The organism is Nocardia sp. NPDC087230 (assembly GCF_044744725.1).
Taxonomy (GTDB): Bacteria; Actinomycetota; Actinomycetes; order Mycobacteriales; family Mycobacteriaceae; genus Nocardia; species Nocardia canadensis.
On the sequence record NZ_JBIUYV010000003.1, the window covers coordinates 218,394 to 234,926 of the forward strand.

A 16,533-nucleotide genomic window follows, 5' to 3' on the forward strand; every position below is an offset into this window, starting at 1 on the left:
GACGGATCGGCCGCACCCCGCGAGCCCGACGTATTGCGTGTGGTGCACGTCACAGTTGAGTCGCGATTCGTCCCATTCGCCTCGAGGACTTTCCAAACGCTTGGGTAATTCTTTACTATTGGCCCGACCCTGTGTCTCGGGTCGAGAATCTCTTCGAGCAGTGCCGTTCCGCCGCCGTTCGCTCGCAGCTCAGCATCAATTGCCAGTGCATGTTCGACCGATGAACCGGGCGCCGATCCGCCCCGGCGAAGGAGAATGATGACCGACAATGATCCGGGCCATTCGCTGAAATCTGTTCTTCGGCAAGACCTTCCGGCGTCCATCGTGGTGTTCCTCGTCGCGTTGCCGCTGTCGTTGGGTGTGGCGCTCGCCTCCGGCGCGCCCGTCGTCGCCGGACTCATCGCCGCCGCGGTCGGCGGCGTGGTCGCCGGCCTGCTCGGCGGCTCGTCGATCCAGGTGAGCGGGCCGACCGCCAGTCTCGCCGTCGTCGTCGCGGGTGCGGTCCAGCAATTCGGCTGGGCCGCCATGTGTTTCATCACCGTCGGGGCGGGTCTGCTGCAGATCCTGTTCGGGCTCAGCCGCATCGCGCGCGCCGCGCTGGGCATCGCCCCGGTCGTGGTGCACGCCATGCTCGCCGGAATCGGCGTGATCATCGCGCTACAGCAGGTGCACGTGCTGCTCGGCGGCACCACGGTCAGCTCGCCGTGGGCGAGCATCGTCGCGCTGCCGAATCAGGTGATGTCGGTGCACAAGGGCGACCTGTTCGTCGGGCTGCTCGTGATCGCCATCCTGATCGGGTGGCAATACCTGCCGCGCCGCGTCCGGGTGGTGCCCGGCCCGCTGGTCGCGGTGGTGGTGGCGACGGTGATCTCGCTGGTGCTGCCGCTGACGGTGGACCGGGTGCGCTTGGACGGCTCGCTGATCGACGGCATCGGGTTGCCCGCGCTGCCGCACGGTGGCTGGGTGCCGATCGCGCTGACCATGCTCACCGTCGCGCTCATCGCCAGCGTGGAAACGCTGCTCTCGGCGGTCGCCGTCGACAAGATGCGGCCCGGTCAGCGCACCGACTTCGATCGTGAACTCCTGGGGCAGGGCGCCGCCAACATGGCCTCCGGGACGCTGGGCGGCCTGCCGATCGCGGCCGTCATCGTCCGCAGCATCACCAACGCCAACGCCGGAGCGCGCAGCCGGGCCGCCACCGTGCTGCACGGTTGCTGGGTACTGGTATTCGCGATCGCGCTGGTCGGATTGGTCCGGCAGATCCCGACCGCCGCGCTGGCCGGACTGCTGGTGCTGATCGGGGTGCAGCTGGTGAAACTGGCGCACATCAAACGCGCCCGCCGCACCGGCGACATCTACGTCTACCTCGTCACCGTCGTGGCGGTCGTCTCGCTGAACCTGTTGCAGGGCATGGTGATCGGCCTGATCGCCTCGTTCGCGCTGCTGCTGTGGCGGGTCGTGAAGTTCACCATCGCCGCGGCGCCGCGCCCCGACGGGACCTGGCTGGTGCGCATCGACGGGCCCTGCACCTTCCTGGCCGTGCCCCGGCTCACCAGCGAACTGGCGAAAGTGCCCGCCGGCGTGGACGTCACGGTGGAGCTCAGTGTCGACTTCCTCGATCATGCCGCGTGCGAACTGCTCTCCGAGTGGGCCGATGCCCGCGAATCGGGCGGTGGCACGGTCGATTTCGTCGAACTCGGCACCGCGCGGATGGCGCGCGCGCACGACGGTCCGCCCGAATACGGCCACGCCCGCAAGGCGGTCGACGAGGCGATCCGGCCGTGGCGCCGCAGCGGCGGTGTCGACCCGATCGCGGCGGGTATCGCGGCCTATCACCGCGGCCACGCGCACCTCATGCGCCCGCACCTGGCCGGCCTGCGGCACCGGCCCGACGCCGACACCTTCTTCCTCACCTGCGCCGATGCCCGCATCGTGCCCAACGTCATCACCAACAGCGGTCCCGGTGACCTGTTCACCGTGCGCAACGTGGGCAATCTCGTGCCGGTCGGCGGCAGCGACGTCTCGGTGGAGGCGGCGCTGATCTACGCGCTCGACAAGCTCGACGTGCGCGCGGTCGTGGTGTGCGGGCACAGCGGATGCGGGGCCATGGAGGCGCTGTACGGACAGGTCCAGGCCGGTCCCGGCCTCGACGACTGGCTCGCGCACGCCGCGCCGACTCTGGCGGAATTCCACGCGGGTCACCCGGTCGCCGAGGCGGCCCGGCGGGCGGGTTTCGGTCCGGTCGATCAGCTCGGGATGGTGAACGTCGCCCGGCAGGTCCAGACGCTGATGGACTACCCGGCGGTGCGCGGCGGGATCGAGGAGCGCGGGGTGGTGGTGTCGGGGCTGTTCTTCGATCTGGCGACCGCGCGGGTCATCGAGGTGACCACCGACGGGATCGCCGAGTTCGACGACAGTCATCGCCGGGTCGCGGCCGAACCGGTATGAGCGCCGGGCCTGGTGTGGGCCACACCACAGCGGTCCTGCGGTTATGGCGACACCCACTCTTCGTGCGGCACACTGGTTTTGCCAAGTCTTTACCAATACGGTGGTTGGCACCCCGCCCCGGTTCGCCGACGCACCGGGGCGTTCGACGCTTCATCGCTGGAAGCTGTCTCGCGGTCACCCGACCGTCCACGACACGTAGATCGTCCATCGACCACGGCCGCGCGCCGCGTCGCCGAAGGAGAACCATGTCTGTCGCGAACGACCTAGCTCCACCCGCCGCACCGGCGTCCTCGCCGAAACCCCCGCCGCCGTCCTGGCGGCAGTCCCTGCTCCGCCACGACCTGTCCGCCTCGATCGTGGTGTTCCTCGTCGCCCTGCCGTTGTCGTTGGGCATCGCCGTCGCCTCCGGCGCCCCGGTCGCCGCCGGTCTGGTCGCCGCGGTGATCGGCGGCATCGTCGTCGGTGCGCTCGGCGGCTCGGTGCTGCAGGTCAGTGGCCCCGCCGCGGGCCTGACCGTCGTCGTCGCCGAATCCATCGCCCAGTTCGGCTGGCGTACCACCTGTTTCATCGTCGTCGCCGCCGGCCTGTTACAGATCCTGTTCGGGCTCAGCCGCATCGCGCGTGCCGCGCTCGCCGTCGCCCCCGTGGTGGTGCACGCGATGCTCGCCGGCATCGGCATCACCATCGCGTTGCAGCAGGTCCACGTGCTGCTCGGGGGGTCATCGCACAGCACCGCCTGGCGCAATCTGATCGAGCTGCCGGGTCAGCTGTTGTCGCTGCACGGCGGTGACGCGTTCGTCGGCGCCGTCGTCATCGTGGTGATGCTGGGCTGGAAGTACGTGCCGTCGAGGCTGCGCCCGGTGCCCGGTCCGCTGGTCGCGGTCGTCGCAGGCACCCTGCTCTCGCTCGTGCTGCCCACCGAGGTGGAACGGATCGTGTTGAGCGGCTCGCTCTTCGACGCGCTGCAACTGCCCGAACTGCCGTCGGGGAACTGGTCGGCGGTCGCCATGATGGTGCTCACCATCGCGCTCATCGCCAGCGTCGAGAGCCTGCTCTCCGCCGTGGCGGTGGACAAGATGCACACCGGTCCGCGTACCGATTTCGATCGTGAGCTGATCGGTCAGGGTTCGGCGAACGTGCTGTCCGGACTGGTCGGCGGCCTGCCGGTGACCGGCGTGATCGTGCGCAGCGCCACCAATGTGCAGGCGGGTGCGCGCAGCCGGGCCTCGGCGATCATGCACGGCTGCTGGATCCTGCTGTTCTCCGTGGCGCTGGTCGGTCTGGTCGAGCAGATCCCGAAGGCCGCGCTGGCGGGCCTGCTGATCGTGATCGGCATCCAGCTGGTGAAGCTGGCCCACATCCGGCTGGCCCGCCGTACCGGCGACCTGCTGGTGTATCTGGTCACCGTGCTCGGCGTGGTGTTCCTGAACCTGCTCGAGGGCGTGATCATCGGTCTCGCACTGGCTTTCGGGCTGCTGCTGTGGCGCGTGGTGCGCGTGCAGGTCGCCGCGATGCCGCTGCCCGGCGGTGAGCGCTGGCTGGTCCGCATCGACGGGTCGTGCACCTTCCTGGCCCTGCCCAAGCTCTCGGCCGAGCTCGCCAAGGTGCCCGCGGGCGCCGAGGTCACCGTGGAGATGACGGTCGACTTCCTCGACCACGCCGCCTTCGAGGCCATCGAGAGCTGGCAGCATCAGCAGGAAAGCGGTGGTGGCCGCGTCGATTTCGTGGAGATCGGCAGCGCCAGGATGGCCGACACGGTGGGCTCCCCGCCCGCCCGTGGCTTCGGTCGCGCGACCTGGGACGAGCTGCTCGGCCCGTGGCGGCACCAGAAGTCCGGCAGCGACGCGCTGACCGCCGGAGTCTCGGCGTTCCATCGCAGCCACGCCCACGTCGTGCGCCCGCACCTGGACGAGCTGCGGGACCGGCAGGACCCCGATTCCTTCTTCCTCACCTGCTCGGACTCGCGGATCGTGCCCAATGTGATCACCTCGAGTGGCCCCGGCGACCTGTTCACCGTCCGCAATGTCGGCAATCTGGTGCCGACCAGCGGCGACGACTCGGTCGAGGCGGCGCTGGTGTTCGCGCTCGAGGAACTCGCGGTGCGCTCGGTCGTGGTCTGCGGGCACTCCGCCTGCGGCGCCATGAAGGCGGTCTACCGGGGCGCCGAGTCCGACGGCGGGCTGAGCTCGTGGCTGCGGCACGCCGAGGCGAGCCTGGACCGGTTTCGGGCCGACCACCCGGTCGCGGTCGCGGCCAGGGCCGCGGGCTTCGACGAGGTCGACCAGCTCGGCATGGTCAACGTCGCCGTGCAGGTCGAGACGCTGCACCGGCATCCGGCGGTGCGCCGGGCGGTCGCCGAGCGCGGGCTGGCGGTGTCGGGACTGTTTTTCGACATCGCGGGCGCGCGGGTGATCGAGGTCACCGCCGAGGGTATGCGCACCATCGACGATCGAGACGGTGCGCCGACTACGGCGTGATCGCGGGCCCGGCGGCTCGTAGGCTGGAACGATGACGAGCAAGCCGACCGCCGACACCACCGACGCCCCGGCGGATTCCGCCGCCGGGGCGTCGGCGGCCGAGCCGGTCCTCGAGCGGCCGGACTTCAAGCAGCGCTGGCGCGCCTTCCGGGCGAGCATCGAGCACCGCCCTACCCTGAATCTCGGCTACCGCATCGCCGTCGGCGTGGTCGGTGGGCTGGTGCTGCTGATCGGGATCGTCACGATCCCGTACCCGGGACCCGGCTGGGCGCTGGTGTTCGCGGGCTTCGGCATCCTGGCCACCGAGTTCGTCTGGGCCCACCACACCCTGACCTGGGTGCGGGGCAAATACCGGATCGTCATGGGTTGGTACACCTCACGCGGGTGGACGATCAGGATCCTCGGCGCGGTGGCCACCTTCGCCCTCGTCGTCGCGACGCTGTGGCTGCTCGGCACATTTTCGATGGTCGCAGGGTGGATCGGAGTCGATTGGCCATGGTTGCGCAGTCCCCTGATGTCGTGAGCACCGTTCCCGGACGCCTGCTCACCGATCCCGCGTGGGTCGCGGCCCGGGTCGGCGAGATGAGCCGCGCCTGGGGCACCGAGACGCCGCGCGTCGGCGGCACGCTGTGGTGGTGCATGGTCGCCTCCGCGCTCGTCGACCAGATCACCGCCGCCTACGCCGCGGGCGTCGCGGCCCCGATCGCGGCGCTCGACGAACTCGACTGCGAGATCCGGCCCGACGGGGGCGTCGAGCACGTGCGCTTCCGTTCGACGGTCGCGCTCGCCTCGGCCGCCGACCGCGCGGCCGCCGCCGAGGCGGTCGGCACCGCCCTGCGCGACACCCTGACCGCGGTCATCGCGCAGGTCGCCGCCGTGTCCGGCGCCGGAGTCCCCGCACTGTGGGCCGTGGTCACCGACGCGATCGGCAACCGCGCGCTGGACGCGGGCGCACCGGCGGCCGCGACCCGGCTGGCCGGCGAGGTGGGCTCGCGCCTGCTCGCCCCTCGTTTCGTCACCGTCGGCGAGCGCACCTTCGTCAAACGCCTGTCCTGCTGTCTCGTCTACGAGGTACCGGGGTGCCAGATGTGCACCAGTTGCCCGAAACGCCCGGCCGCCGAACGCGCGGCCCTGCTGGCCGAGGCCGCGGGGTAGTCGCACGGAGCGAACAACACGCGGTCACAGGTCCATCGACACGCGCTGTCGGCGGCCCCGATAGCATGGTCGCGTTCGCAGGTATTCAGCCTGCGCCGCGCGGGACATCCCCGCCGGACGTGACGTCAAGGAGAGCATCCCCGTGACCACCTCTGCACCGATCAGCCCTGTCGCCCTCGTCCGGGTGCCGGCCGGGACTACCGCGGGCGCGGCGGTGCGTGAGGCGGGCTTGCCCACCAAGGGACCGAACACGATCGTGGTGGTCCGTGACGCCGAGGGCGCGCTCAAGGATCTGTCCTGGATCCCGGACGAAGACGTCGAGGTCGAGGCCGTCGCCGCCGACACCGAGGACGGCCGCAGCGTGATCCGGCACTCGGCCGCGCACGTGCTGGCCCAGGCGGTGCAGCAGGAGTTCCCCGACGCCAAGCTGGGCATCGGCCCGCCGATCAAGGACGGCTTCTACTACGACTTCCGGGTCGACCGGCCCTTCACCCCCGAGGATCTGGCCAAGCTGGAATCGCGGATGAAGAAGATCATCAAAGGCGCGCAGCGCTTTTCGCGTCGCGTGGTCGAGATCGACGAGGCGCGGGAAGAACTGGCGAAGGAGCCGTTCAAGCTCGAGCTGATCAGCGACAAGTCCGGTATCGATGATCCGGAGATCATGGAGGTCGGCGGCAACGAGCTGACCATCTACGACAACCTGGACCCGCGCACCGGCGAGAAGCTCTGGGGCGACCTGTGCCGCGGCCCGCACATCCCCACCACCAAGTTCATCCCCGCCTTCAAGCTGACCCGCAGCTCGGCCGCCTACTGGCGCGGTGACCAGGACCGCGAGGACCTGCAGCGCATCTACGGCACCGCCTGGGAATCGACCGAGGCGATGGACGAGTACCTGCACCTGCTTGCCGAGGCCGAGCGCCGCGACCACCGCAAGCTGGGCCTCGAGCTGGACCTGTTCAGCTTCCCCGACGAGCTCGGCTCCGGCCTGCCGGTGTTCCACCCCAAGGGCGGCATCATCCGCAAGGAGATGGAGGAGTACTCGCGCCAGCGCCACATCGACGCCGGCTACGAGTTCGTCAACACCCCGCACATCACCAAGGGGCATCTGTTCGAGGTCTCCGGTCACCTCGACTGGTACCGCGACGGCATGTTCCCGGCCATGCACCTCGACGCCGAACTCAACGAGGACGGCACCGTGCGCAAGCCCGGCCAGGACTACTACGTCAAGCCGATGAACTGCCCGATGCACAACCTGATCTTCCGCGCGCGGGGCCGCTCCTACCGTGAACTGCCGCTGCGGCTGTTCGAGTTCGGTTCGGTGTACCGCTACGAGAAGTCCGGTGTGGTCCACGGCCTGACCCGGGTGCGTGGCATGACCCAGGACGACGCGCACATCTACTGCACCAAGGAGCAGATGCACGCGGAGCTGACCACCACGCTGCAGTTCGTGCTCTCGCTGCTGCGCGACTACGGCCTCGACGACTTCTACCTCGAGCTGTCCACCAAGGACCCGAAGAAGTTCGTCGGCTCCGACGAACTGTGGGAGGAAGCCACCGAGACCCTGCGCAAGGTGGCCACCGACTCCGGCCTGGACCTGGTGCCCGACCCGGGCGGCGCCGCGTTCTACGGCCCGAAGATCTCCGTGCAGGCCAAGGACGCGCTGGGCCGCACCTGGCAGATGTCGACCATCCAGCTCGACTTCAACCTGCCCGAGCGGTTCAACCTGGAATACACCTCCTCCGATGGCACCAAGCAGCGTCCGGTGATGATCCACCGCGCCCTGTTCGGCTCGATCGAGCGGTTCTTCGGTGTGCTCACCGAGCACTACGCCGGTGCGTTCCCGGCCTGGCTCGCGCCGGTGCAGGTCGTCGGTATCCCGGTCGCGGAGAACTTCGCCCCGCACCTGGACGCGGTGATCGAGCGGCTGCAGGAGGCCGGCGTGCGCGCCCAGGTCGACCGCAGCGACGACCGGATGCAGAAGAAGATCTTCAACCAGACCGCGCAGAAGGTGCCGTTCATGCTGCTGGCCGGCGCGCGCGACGTGGAGGCGGGCGCGGTGAGCTTCCGCTTCCGCGACGGCACCCAGGTGAACGGCGTGCCGGTCGACGACGCGGTGGCCACCGTTCTGAGCTGGATCGCCAACCGGGCGAACGTCTCGCCCACCGCGGACGGGTTCGAGGTCGTCGGCGCGGCGAAGGCGTCCTCATGAGTGAGAGCATCGCCTCGGAGGCCGGGTCGATCATCGACGCGGGCGCCGGTCAGCCGGACCGGCTGCAGCGGCTGTGGACGCCGTACCGGATGTCCTACATCACCGGTGAGGTCAAGCCCAAGGACGCCACCGGTCACCCGTTCACCGACATCCCGAAGATGTCCGACGAGGACGGCTTGATCATCGCCCGCGGCGAGCAGGTCTACGCGGTGCTCAACTTGTACCCGTACAACCCAGGGCACATGATGGTGGTGCCGTACCGCCGGGTCGCCGACCTGGAGGATCTGACGCCCGCCGAGAGCGCGGAGCTGATGGCCTTCACGCAGCGGGCCATCCGGGTGATGAAGCGGGTCTCGCGACCCGCCGGATTCAACGTCGGGCTCAACCTCGGCGGTGTGGCCGGTGGTTCGCTGGCCGACCACCTGCACCAGCACATCGTGCCGCGCTGGGGTGGGGATGCGAACTTCATCACCGTGGTCGGTGGGGTGAAGGTGATGCCTCAGCTGTTGCGCGAGACGCGGCAGCTGCTGGCGGAGGCGTGGGAGGAATAACAACCGTGCTCAGCTTCTTCGGCCGCCAGACGTTTGCGAAAGCGACTGCGCCGCTGGGCAAAGCGCTCGTCGGTACCGGGCTCACCCCGGACGCGATGACACTGATCGGTACCACCGCGACGATCGCCGCCGCGGTCACGCTGTTCCCCACCGGGCACCTGTTCTGGGGAACCATGGTCATCTGGCTGTTCGTCATGTTCGACATGCTGGACGGGGCGATGGCGCGGGCCCGCGGGGGCGGCACGAAGTACGGCGCCGTCCTCGACGCCACCTGCGACCGGGTCGCCGACGGCGCGATCTTCGGCGGCCTGGCGTGGTGGGCGGTCTACCACGAGCAGAGCAAGGAGCTGTTCGCGGCGACGCTGGTCGTGCTGGTCACCTCGCAGGTGATCTCGTACGCGAAGGCGCGCGCCGAGGCGAGCGGCCTGTCCGCCGACGGCGGGCTGATCGAGCGGCCCGATCGACTGGTCATCGTGCTGGTCGGCGCCGGGCTCACCGGCATCGGCGGGCACTGGGGCATCGAGTGGCTCACCTGGGCCGTCTACGTCGCCATGTGGATCCTGGTCGTGGCCAGCGTCGTCACCGTCTTCCAGCGGGTGCTCGCGGTGCGCAACTCGCCGGGCGCGCGGACCGTCATCCCGCCCACGCCGCAGCCCGACGCGGCCGGAGGTGCGGCGTCGTGAGCCTCACCGAGCGGATGAGCGATCTGGGTTACGCCGCGGGCTGGCGGTTGGTGCGGTCGGCACCGGAACCGCTGGTGCGCAAGGTGTTCGATCTCGGCGCCGACCGGGCGGTCAAGGGCGGGGGACCGGAGCAGTTGCGGCGCAACCTCGCCCGGGTGCTCGGGGTGGGCCCCGAGGCGGTCCCGGCCGAGCTGATGCGCGCGAGTATGCGCTCCTACGCCCGGTATTGGCGCGAGGCGTTCCGCCTGCCCAGCATGGACCACAGCACCATCGACTATTACGTCGACGGCCTGGAACACCTCGACGCGGCCCTGGAACGGGGCCGCGGCGTCATCTTCGTGCTGCCGCACTCGGGCAACTGGGATATGGCCGGGGTGTGGCTGGTGCAGCACTACGACACCTTCACCACGGTGGCCGAACGGCTGAAGCCGGAATCGCTGTTCGAGCGGTTCGTCGCCTACCGGGAGAGCCTGGGCTTCGAGGTGTTCCCGCTGACCGGTGGCGAGCAGCCGCCGTTCGGGCAGCTCGCGCACCGGTTGCGGCAGAACCGGATCGTGTGCCTGATGGGCGAGCGTGACCTGACCGGCAAGGGGGTGCCGGTCGACTTCTTCGGCGAGCGCACCTGGATGCCCGCCGGCGCGGCCAAGCTGGCCATCGAGACCGGCGCCGCGCTGATGCCGGTGCACGGCTGGTTCACCGTCGAAGCCGACGGCACCGAGGGCTGGGGGCTGAAAACCGAAGCGCCGCTGGATGTCTCCGGTGGGGTCGCGGCCGCCACCCAGGCGCTGGCCGACCGGTTCGCCGCCAATATCGCCGAGCATCCGGCCGACTGGCACATGCTGCAACCGCTCTGGGAGGCCGATCTGTCGCCCGAGCGGCGGGCGCGGATCTCCGCCGCGCAGACAGGGGGCCCGCGGTGAAGATCGGCATGGTCTGCCCGTACTCGTTCGACGTTCCCGGCGGTGTGCAGGCCCATGTGGTCGAGCTGGCCCGGGTCTTCCTCGAACGCGGACACAAGGTGAGCGTGCTCGCGCCGGCCTCCGACGACACGCCGCTGCCCGACTTCGTGGTGTCGGCGGGCCGCGCGGTGGCGATTCCGTACAACGGGTCGGTGGCGCGGCTGTCGTTCGGCCCGATGGCCTACACCCGCATCCGGCGCTGGATCGACAGCAACGATTTCGACGTGCTGCACATCCACGAGCCCAACGCCCCGAGCCTGTCGATGCTCGCGCTCAAGATCGCCGAGGGCCCGATCGTCGCGACCTTCCACACCTCGACCACGAAGTCGTTGGTGCTGAGCACTTTTCAGGGGGTGCTGCGGCCGTACCACGAGAAGATCAACGGCCGCATCGCCGTCTCGGAGCTGGCCCGTCGCTGGCAGGTGGAAGCACTCGGCTCGGACGCGGTGGAGATCCCCAACGGGGTCGACGTCTCGGCGTTCGCCCGGGGTCCGCTGCTCGACGGCTATCCGCGCGCGGGCAGGACGGTGCTGTTCCTCGGTCGCTTCGACGAGCCCCGCAAGGGCATGGACGTGCTGCTCGGCGCGCTGCCCACCCTCATCGGCCGGCACCCCGACGTGCAGATCCTCATCGTCGGGCGCGGTGACGAAGACCGGCTGCGCCGCGAGGCGGGCCCGCATGCGGAGCATCTGCGCTTCCTCGGGCAGGTCTCCGACGCGGAGAAGGCCGCCGCGATGCGCAGTGCCGATGTCTACGTCGCGCCGAATCTGGGCGGCGAGAGTTTCGGCATCATCCTGATCGAGGCGATGGCCGCGGGCACCCCGGTGGTGGCCAGCGAGCTCGACGCGTTCCGCCGGGTGCTGCGCGACGGAACCGCGGGTCTGCTCACCCCCGTCGGCGATTCCGCCGCCCTGGCCACCGCGATCGACACCGTCCTCACCGACGACGAGACCAGGCAGCGGCTGGTGCGCACCGCGACCCAGGTGGTCGCCGCCTACGACTGGCCCGTGGTGGCCGAGCAGATCCTGCGGGTCTACGAGACCGTCACCGTCGGCGATCTCCGGGTGCGGGCCGCCGGATGATCACCTTTTCCGCGACCTCGGTCCTCGTTCTCGGGCTGATCGCCCTGCTCGTCCTCGCGCTCGGTGTCTGGGCGTATTCCACGGCCAACCGGCTCGACCGGCTGCACGTGCGCTCGGATCAATCCTGGCAGGCGCTCGACGCGGCGCTGGCCCGGCGCGCGGTGGTGGCGCGGGCGGTGGCGATGGCCATGGCCGGGCCGGTGAGCACCGACTCGCGCCGCGGCGAACGGGCCGCCCAGCTCGCCGCCCTGGCCGATCGCGCCGAGCGGGCCGATCGCGGTGACCGGGAGACCGTCGAGAACCAGCTCTCCGCCGCGCTGAGCCTGGTCGACATCGACCAGCTGCGTCCCCAGCTGGTCGCCGAACTCGCCGACGCCGAGGCCAGGGTGCTGATCGCGCGACGCTTCCACAACGACGCCGTCCGCGACACCCTCGCGCTGCGCACCCGTCGTCCGGTGCGGGTGCTGCATTTGGGCGGTACCGCGCCGCTGCCACACTACTTCGAGATCACCGAGCGGGCCACGCCCGCCGCGGCGACCGGCCTCGAGGTGAACACCACCCGCACCTCCGCCCGCGTGGTGCTGCTCGACGAGCAGGACCGGGTGCTGTTGCTGCGCGGCCACGATCCGATGCTGCCCGAGGTGGCGTTCTGGTTCACCGTCGGCGGCGGCGTCGAGCCGGGGGAGAGCCTGCGCGATGCCGCGGTGCGTGAGTTGTACGAGGAAACCGGTCAGCGGGTCGATCCGGCGGCGCTGCGTGGCCCGCTGTGGCGCCGAGTGGCGGTGTTCCCGTTCAACGGCGAGCTCATCCGGTCCGAGGAACTGTTCTTCACCCTGCGCGCCCCGAGCTTCGAGTGGCGCCCGGCGGCTCTGAACGCGCTCGAGCGCCGCACCATCACCGACCATCGCTGGTGCACCCCGGCCGACATCCGTGCCCTCGACGATCAGGGCGAGGCGGTCTATCCGTATCACCTCGACGAACTGCTGGCCGAGGCCGCCGCGGCTGCCGCGGACGACACCGAGCACGTCGTACGCTCGATCCGCTGACACGATCGGGCGGCCGGTCGTCCTGGAACGCGGCGGGAGGCGATCGGTGGCGACTGGTCGGGGTTCGGTCGGTGTCGCGCTCGGCGATGTGGTCGGTTTCCGGCTCCGCGCCCATCACCTGCTGACCCGGAGCCGGGATCTGCTCGCGGTGGCCGGCGCGTGCGCCGTGCAGAACAGTCCGCCGGGATCGGCGCTGCTCGCCCTGCACGCCCGCGCCGAGGACGTCACCGTCGCACGGTTCGAGCACCTGGTCGGCACGGAGAAGTCGCTGGTGCAGACGTGGTGTATGCGCGGTGCGCCGTATTTCTTCCCGACCGCCGACCTGCCCGTCTTCACCACCGGTGTCCTGCCGACCACGGAGGCGGCGCGACTGCGGCTGATCGGTGGTGTCGAACCGGCCCTGCGCACCCTGGATCTCGGCCTGGACGACATCGTCGAGCGCGTCGCCGACCAACTCGTGCCGGTGCTCGCCCACCGTGCGCTGCCGATCGACGATCTCGGCCGCGACATCGCCGGGCGCCTCGCGCGCACGCTGTCGCCCGCCCGGCGCGCGGATTGGCGGGCGCCGGGCCCGTACGGCGCGAACCAGCCGCTGGGGGAGGCCGTCGTGCACTTCTGCGTCCGGATTCTGACGCTGCGTGGTCTCGTGTGCCTGGCACCGCGTAGCGACAACACCGCGCCGTTCGTCCTGCTCGGCGAATGGCTGGGAGCGTCGCCGCCACGGACCGAACCCGACGCGGCGCGGTCCGCGCTCCTGCGCCGCTACCTGCGGTGTTACGGGCCGTCCACGCGCAAGGACTTCGCCACCTGGCTGGGGATCGACGCCGGTCAGGTGGACCCGTGGTGGGCCGCGGCGCGGGACGAACTCACGCCGGTCGAGGTCGAGGGGCGGCGTGCGTGGATCCACACCGACGACCTGGACGATCTGCGATCCCCGGTCACCGCGCACGGAGTGCGCCTGCTCCCGCCGAGCGACCCCTACCTCCAGCTGCGTGATCGGGCGACCATCGTCGACCCGGCACACCACCGCGCGGTGTGGAAGACGGCCGGGGCGCCCGGCGTGGTGCTGGCCGAGGGGGACGTCGCCGGCATCTGGCGGCCCCGCAAGAAGGGGCGCACGCTGACGCTGACCGTCACCGCGTTCCGGTCGATGAGCACCCGGTTGCGCGCGCAGGTGCGCGCGGAAGCGGCCGCCGTGGCGACCTTGCGCGGTGCCTCGGACGTCCACGTCGAGTTCGGCGCCGCGCCCTGATCCGACCCACCACGCCGGGCGTCGCGGTCATGACGTTCGTCACCGGCACCGACCGTGGTAGGGACGACGCGTGCTGTCCGGCGGGCCACCGGAGCAGGCCAGCGGCAGGTGGTGGCGGCATCGTCGCTGGTCGTGGCAAGGCCAGTGGACCTCAACTGGCTATGAAGACCGATTTCGGACGGTTCTAGAATCGACGGTGTCCATAACGAGCGACCTGATTGGCGCACATGACACAGGAGACAGCCGTGACTACGCCTGAGACCACCAACACCGTCGGCACCGCCCGCGTGAAGCGCGGCATGGCCGAGATGCTCAAGGGCGGCGTGATCATGGACGTGGTCACCCCGGACCAGGCCAAGATCGCCGAGGACGCCGGCGCGGTGGCCGTCATGGCGCTCGAGCGGGTTCCGGCCGACATCCGCGCCCAGGGCGGCGTCTCCCGGATGAGCGACCCGGACATGATCGACGGCATCATCTCCGCCGTCTCCATCCCGGTGATGGCCAAGGCCCGCATCGGCCACTTCGTGGAGGCGCAGATCCTGCAGAGCCTCGGTGTCGACTACATCGACGAGTCCGAGGTGCTCACCCCCGCCGACTACGCCAACCACATCGACAAGTGGAACTTCACCGTCCCCTTCGTCTGTGGCGCCACCAACCTGGGTGAGGCCCTGCGCCGCATCACCGAGGGCGCGGCCATGATCCGCTCCAAGGGTGAGGCCGGCACCGGTGACGTGTCCAACGCGACCACCCACATGCGCACCATCCGCGCCGAGATCCGCCGCCTGACCTCGCTGTCGGAGGACGAGCTGTTCGTGGCCGCCAAGGAACTGCAGGCCCCGTACGAGCTGGTCCGCGAGGTCGCCCAGACCGGCAAGCTGCCGGTCGTCATGTTCACCGCCGGTGGCATCGCCACCCCCGCCGACGCCGCGATGATGATGCAGCTCGGCGCCGAGGGCGTGTTCGTCGGCTCCGGCATCTTCAAGTCGGGCAACCCCGAGCAGCGCGCCGCCGCCATCGTGAAGGCCACCACCTTCTACGACGACCCGGACGTGCTGGCCAAGGTCTCGCGCGGCCTGGGCGAGGCCATGGTCGGCATCAACGTCGAGGAGATCCCGCAGCCCCACCGTCTCGCCGAGCGCGGCTGGTGAGCTGAGGCCATCAGCGCCACAGGTATTCGGCGGGCGTCGTGCGTGAGCACGGCGCCCGCCGTCGTCCGCTCAGTCCACGAGCGCCCGGGTGACGGCATCGAGGCGATCGGCGTTCACCGGGTCGAAGTCCTTGCCCGTCAAGGGGAGCCGGGTCCGCCGCCGGAACGCGCTCACCGGCTCGGCGGGCGGTGCGTCGAGGAAGCGGGCCAGCGGTGGGACCGCGGTGCGCACCGAGTGCCCGAACACGGCAGCAGCGGCATTGGTCAGCAGCCGCTGCGGGAGTGACAGCGGCCGCGCCATGGCGGTGCGCGCCAACAGGGGTTGTAGAGCGCATAGCGGGTGGGGTCGCGGCGCGGGAACGCCGCGCCGAGCAGATCGTTGCCGCGCGAGGCTTGCATGGCCGCGCGGGTGCCCGAATAGCGCTCGCGCAGGTGCGGGTCGTCCCAGTGGATTCGGCCCGGCATCCCACCGGGACCACAGACGTCGAGGATGACGCTCCACGGGCCACGACGCGGTGCGCGATCAGGTGCGCGCCCAGCGCTGCGACGGCTGTCTCCCGGAGTTTGCCGACCGCCTCGACGGCCCCGATCCGGAGTTGCGGGCTGAACTGCTCGGGGCGCTGCTGGTGGGCCTGGGCGTCCTGCGGTCGGCGATCGGCACCCCGGGGCTGGCCGCCGCGCCCGCCGATCGCACCCGAGCGCTGGTGGCCCGGAGGGTGAGCGCGCTGGTCTGAGGCCCGAGTTACTGCCGTGTGGGCGTACCGTACAGTCGGTCCGTGACCGCGCTCGACTTCTTCTTGCTGGTCGTCGCGGGATTCTTCACCGGTCTGGTGGGGTTCGTCACCGGGATGGCCTCGATCGTTTCCTATCCGGCGCTGCTGGCGGCCGGGTTGCCGCCGGTGGCCGCCAATGTCACCAACACGGTCGCGATGGTGGCCGTCGGGGTGGGCGCGACGGCCAATTCGGGGCGCGAACTCGTCGGGCGGGGGCGGACGCTGGTGCGCTGGGCGGTGCTCTCGGCGATCGGCGGGCTACTGGGTGCGCTGGCGTTGCTGGTGGCCCCCGACGGCGCTTTCGAGGTGGTGGTGCCGTTCCTGGTCGCGATCGCCTCGATCGCCCTGCTGGTGCAGCCGTTGGTGCGCCGCCACGTCGGTGAGCTGAGCGCGCCGTGGATCGTGCCGCTGGGGATCCTGCTGATCTCCACCTACGGCGGGTACTTCGGGGCGGGCGCCGGTGTCATCTATCTGTCGATGATGCTGCTGTGTACCTCCGAATCGCTGTGGAGCGCTTCGGTGCTGAAGAGTTTCCTGCTCGGCATCGCCAATCTGGTCGCCGCCGTCGGCTTCGCGGCCTTCGGTCCGGTGCACTGGGGCGCGGCGCTGGCGCTGGCGCTGGGGGCGCTGGCCGGCGGCTGGTGCGGGCCGCCGGTGGTCAAGGTGATCCCGCCGACGCTGCTGCGGGTGACCGTTGGTGTCCTCGGTCTCGGTCTGGCCGTCTACCTGGCCCGCTGAGGCCGGTAGGGTC

15 protein-coding genes and 1 pseudogene are annotated in these 16,533 nt (G+C 70.4%); 14 read left to right on the forward strand and 2 right to left on the reverse strand.

All coding sequences use genetic code 11. The annotated features are described in order from the left end of the window. Nucleotides 1-255 precede the first annotated feature (255 nt). The 12 genes from ACIO52_RS13090 (at nt 256) to pdxS (ending at nt 15,010) form a co-directional block, all read left to right on the forward strand. The gene (locus ACIO52_RS13090; RefSeq protein ID WP_402643831.1) at nt 256-2,448 is read left to right on the forward strand and encodes a SulP family inorganic anion transporter; all 2,193 of its coding nucleotides are present in this window, start codon (nt 256-258) and stop codon (nt 2,446-2,448) included. Between the two features lie 245 nt (nt 2,449-2,693). Beyond that, nucleotides 2,694-4,925, forward strand: coding sequence for a bifunctional SulP family inorganic anion transporter/carbonic anhydrase (locus ACIO52_RS13095; protein WP_218721137.1), 2,232 nt, complete (start codon nt 2,694-2,696; stop codon nt 4,923-4,925). A gap of 31 nt (nt 4,926-4,956) precedes the next feature. Then, on the forward strand, nt 4,957-5,448 hold the full coding sequence (locus ACIO52_RS13100; protein WP_218721136.1) for a TIGR02611 family protein: 492 nt from the start codon (nt 4,957-4,959) through the stop codon (nt 5,446-5,448). Further along, entirely contained in the window at nt 5,445-6,080 is a 636-nt protein-coding gene (locus ACIO52_RS13105; RefSeq protein WP_218721135.1) for a (2Fe-2S)-binding protein, read from the forward strand. The genes ACIO52_RS13100 and ACIO52_RS13105 overlap by 4 nt, the downstream gene beginning before the upstream one ends. A gap of 142 nt (nt 6,081-6,222) precedes the next feature. Continuing rightward, entirely contained in the window at nt 6,223-8,289 is a 2,067-nt protein-coding gene (gene thrS, locus ACIO52_RS13110) for a threonine--tRNA ligase (RefSeq protein WP_402643836.1), read from the forward strand. Then, nucleotides 8,286-8,840 (forward strand): HIT domain-containing protein, encoded by a 555-nt coding sequence (locus ACIO52_RS13115; protein WP_218721133.1) that lies wholly within the window; start codon nt 8,286-8,288, stop codon nt 8,838-8,840. Before thrS ends, ACIO52_RS13115 begins: the two co-directional genes overlap by 4 nt. 5 nt (nt 8,841-8,845) lie before the next feature. Then, entirely contained in the window at nt 8,846-9,523 is a 678-nt protein-coding gene (gene pgsA, locus ACIO52_RS13120; RefSeq protein ID WP_218721175.1) for a phosphatidylinositol phosphate synthase, read from the forward strand. Next, a complete protein-coding gene (locus ACIO52_RS13125) occupies nt 9,520-10,443 on the forward strand; it encodes a phosphatidylinositol mannoside acyltransferase (RefSeq protein ID WP_218721132.1) in 924 nt (307 codons plus the stop codon). The genes pgsA and ACIO52_RS13125 overlap by 4 nt, the downstream gene beginning before the upstream one ends. Continuing rightward, nucleotides 10,440-11,564 (forward strand): glycosyltransferase family 4 protein, encoded by a 1,125-nt coding sequence (locus ACIO52_RS13130; protein WP_316575447.1) that lies wholly within the window; start codon nt 10,440-10,442, stop codon nt 11,562-11,564. The genes ACIO52_RS13125 and ACIO52_RS13130 overlap by 4 nt, the downstream gene beginning before the upstream one ends. Further along, nucleotides 11,564-12,610: an NUDIX domain-containing protein gene (locus tag ACIO52_RS13135; RefSeq protein ID WP_218721174.1), complete on the forward strand. Its 1,047-nt coding sequence runs from the start codon at nt 11,564-11,566 to the stop codon at nt 12,608-12,610. The genes ACIO52_RS13130 and ACIO52_RS13135 overlap by 1 nt, the downstream gene beginning before the upstream one ends. Before the next feature lie 46 nt (nt 12,611-12,656). Next, entirely contained in the window at nt 12,657-13,862 is a 1,206-nt protein-coding gene (locus ACIO52_RS13140) for a winged helix DNA-binding domain-containing protein (protein WP_218721130.1), read from the forward strand. Nucleotides 13,863-14,089: 227 nt separating this feature from the next. Next, entirely contained in the window at nt 14,090-15,010 is a 921-nt protein-coding gene (pdxS, locus tag ACIO52_RS13145) for a pyridoxal 5'-phosphate synthase lyase subunit PdxS (RefSeq protein WP_218721129.1), read from the forward strand. Between the two features lie 69 nt (nt 15,011-15,079). Here pdxS and ACIO52_RS13150 read toward each other — a convergent pair whose 3' ends face one another. Both ACIO52_RS13150 and ACIO52_RS13155 read right to left on the reverse strand, forming a co-directional pair. Beyond that, nucleotides 15,080-15,310, reverse strand: a complete 231-nt coding sequence (locus tag ACIO52_RS13150; RefSeq protein ID WP_218721128.1) for a hypothetical protein — start codon at nt 15,308-15,310, stop codon at nt 15,080-15,082. Then, nucleotides 15,274-15,474, reverse strand: coding sequence for a hypothetical protein (locus ACIO52_RS13155; RefSeq protein ID WP_402643842.1), 201 nt, complete (start codon nt 15,472-15,474; stop codon nt 15,274-15,276). Before ACIO52_RS13155 ends, ACIO52_RS13150 begins: the two co-directional genes overlap by 37 nt. 47 nt (nt 15,475-15,521) lie before the next feature. On the opposite strand from ACIO52_RS13155, the pseudogene ACIO52_RS13160 reads away from it, so the two are divergent. Beyond that, nucleotides 15,522-15,743 (forward strand): annotated as a pseudogene (locus tag ACIO52_RS13160) (hypothetical protein); the annotation flags it as partial. A 42-nt stretch (nt 15,744-15,785) separates the two neighbouring features. After that, nucleotides 15,786-16,520, forward strand: coding sequence for a sulfite exporter TauE/SafE family protein (locus ACIO52_RS13165; protein ID WP_218721125.1), 735 nt, complete (start codon nt 15,786-15,788; stop codon nt 16,518-16,520). Nucleotides 16,521-16,533: the final 13 nt, after the last annotated feature.

What these genes read in the sequence shown, in the direction of transcription:
- ACIO52_RS13090 (WP_402643831.1), top strand. Translation starts at nt 256, where the DNA reads ATGATGACCGACAATGATCCGGGCCATTCGCTGAAATCTGTTCTTCGG.
- ACIO52_RS13095 (WP_218721137.1), top strand. Translation starts at nt 2,694, where the DNA reads ATGTCTGTCGCGAACGACCTAGCTCCACCCGCCGCACCGGCGTCCTCG.
- ACIO52_RS13100 (WP_218721136.1), top strand. Translation starts at nt 4,957, where the DNA reads ATGACGAGCAAGCCGACCGCCGACACCACCGACGCCCCGGCGGATTCC.
- ACIO52_RS13115 (WP_218721133.1), top strand. Translation starts at nt 8,286, where the DNA reads ATGAGTGAGAGCATCGCCTCGGAGGCCGGGTCGATCATCGACGCGGGC.
- pdxS (WP_218721129.1), top strand. Translation starts at nt 14,090, where the DNA reads ATGACACAGGAGACAGCCGTGACTACGCCTGAGACCACCAACACCGTC.
- ACIO52_RS13150 (WP_218721128.1), bottom strand. Translation starts at nt 15,310, where the DNA reads ATGGCGCGGCCGCTGTCACTCCCGCAGCGGCTGCTGACCAATGCCGCT.
- ACIO52_RS13155 (WP_402643842.1), bottom strand. Translation starts at nt 15,474, where the DNA reads ATGCCGGGCCGAATCCACTGGGACGACCCGCACCTGCGCGAGCGCTAT.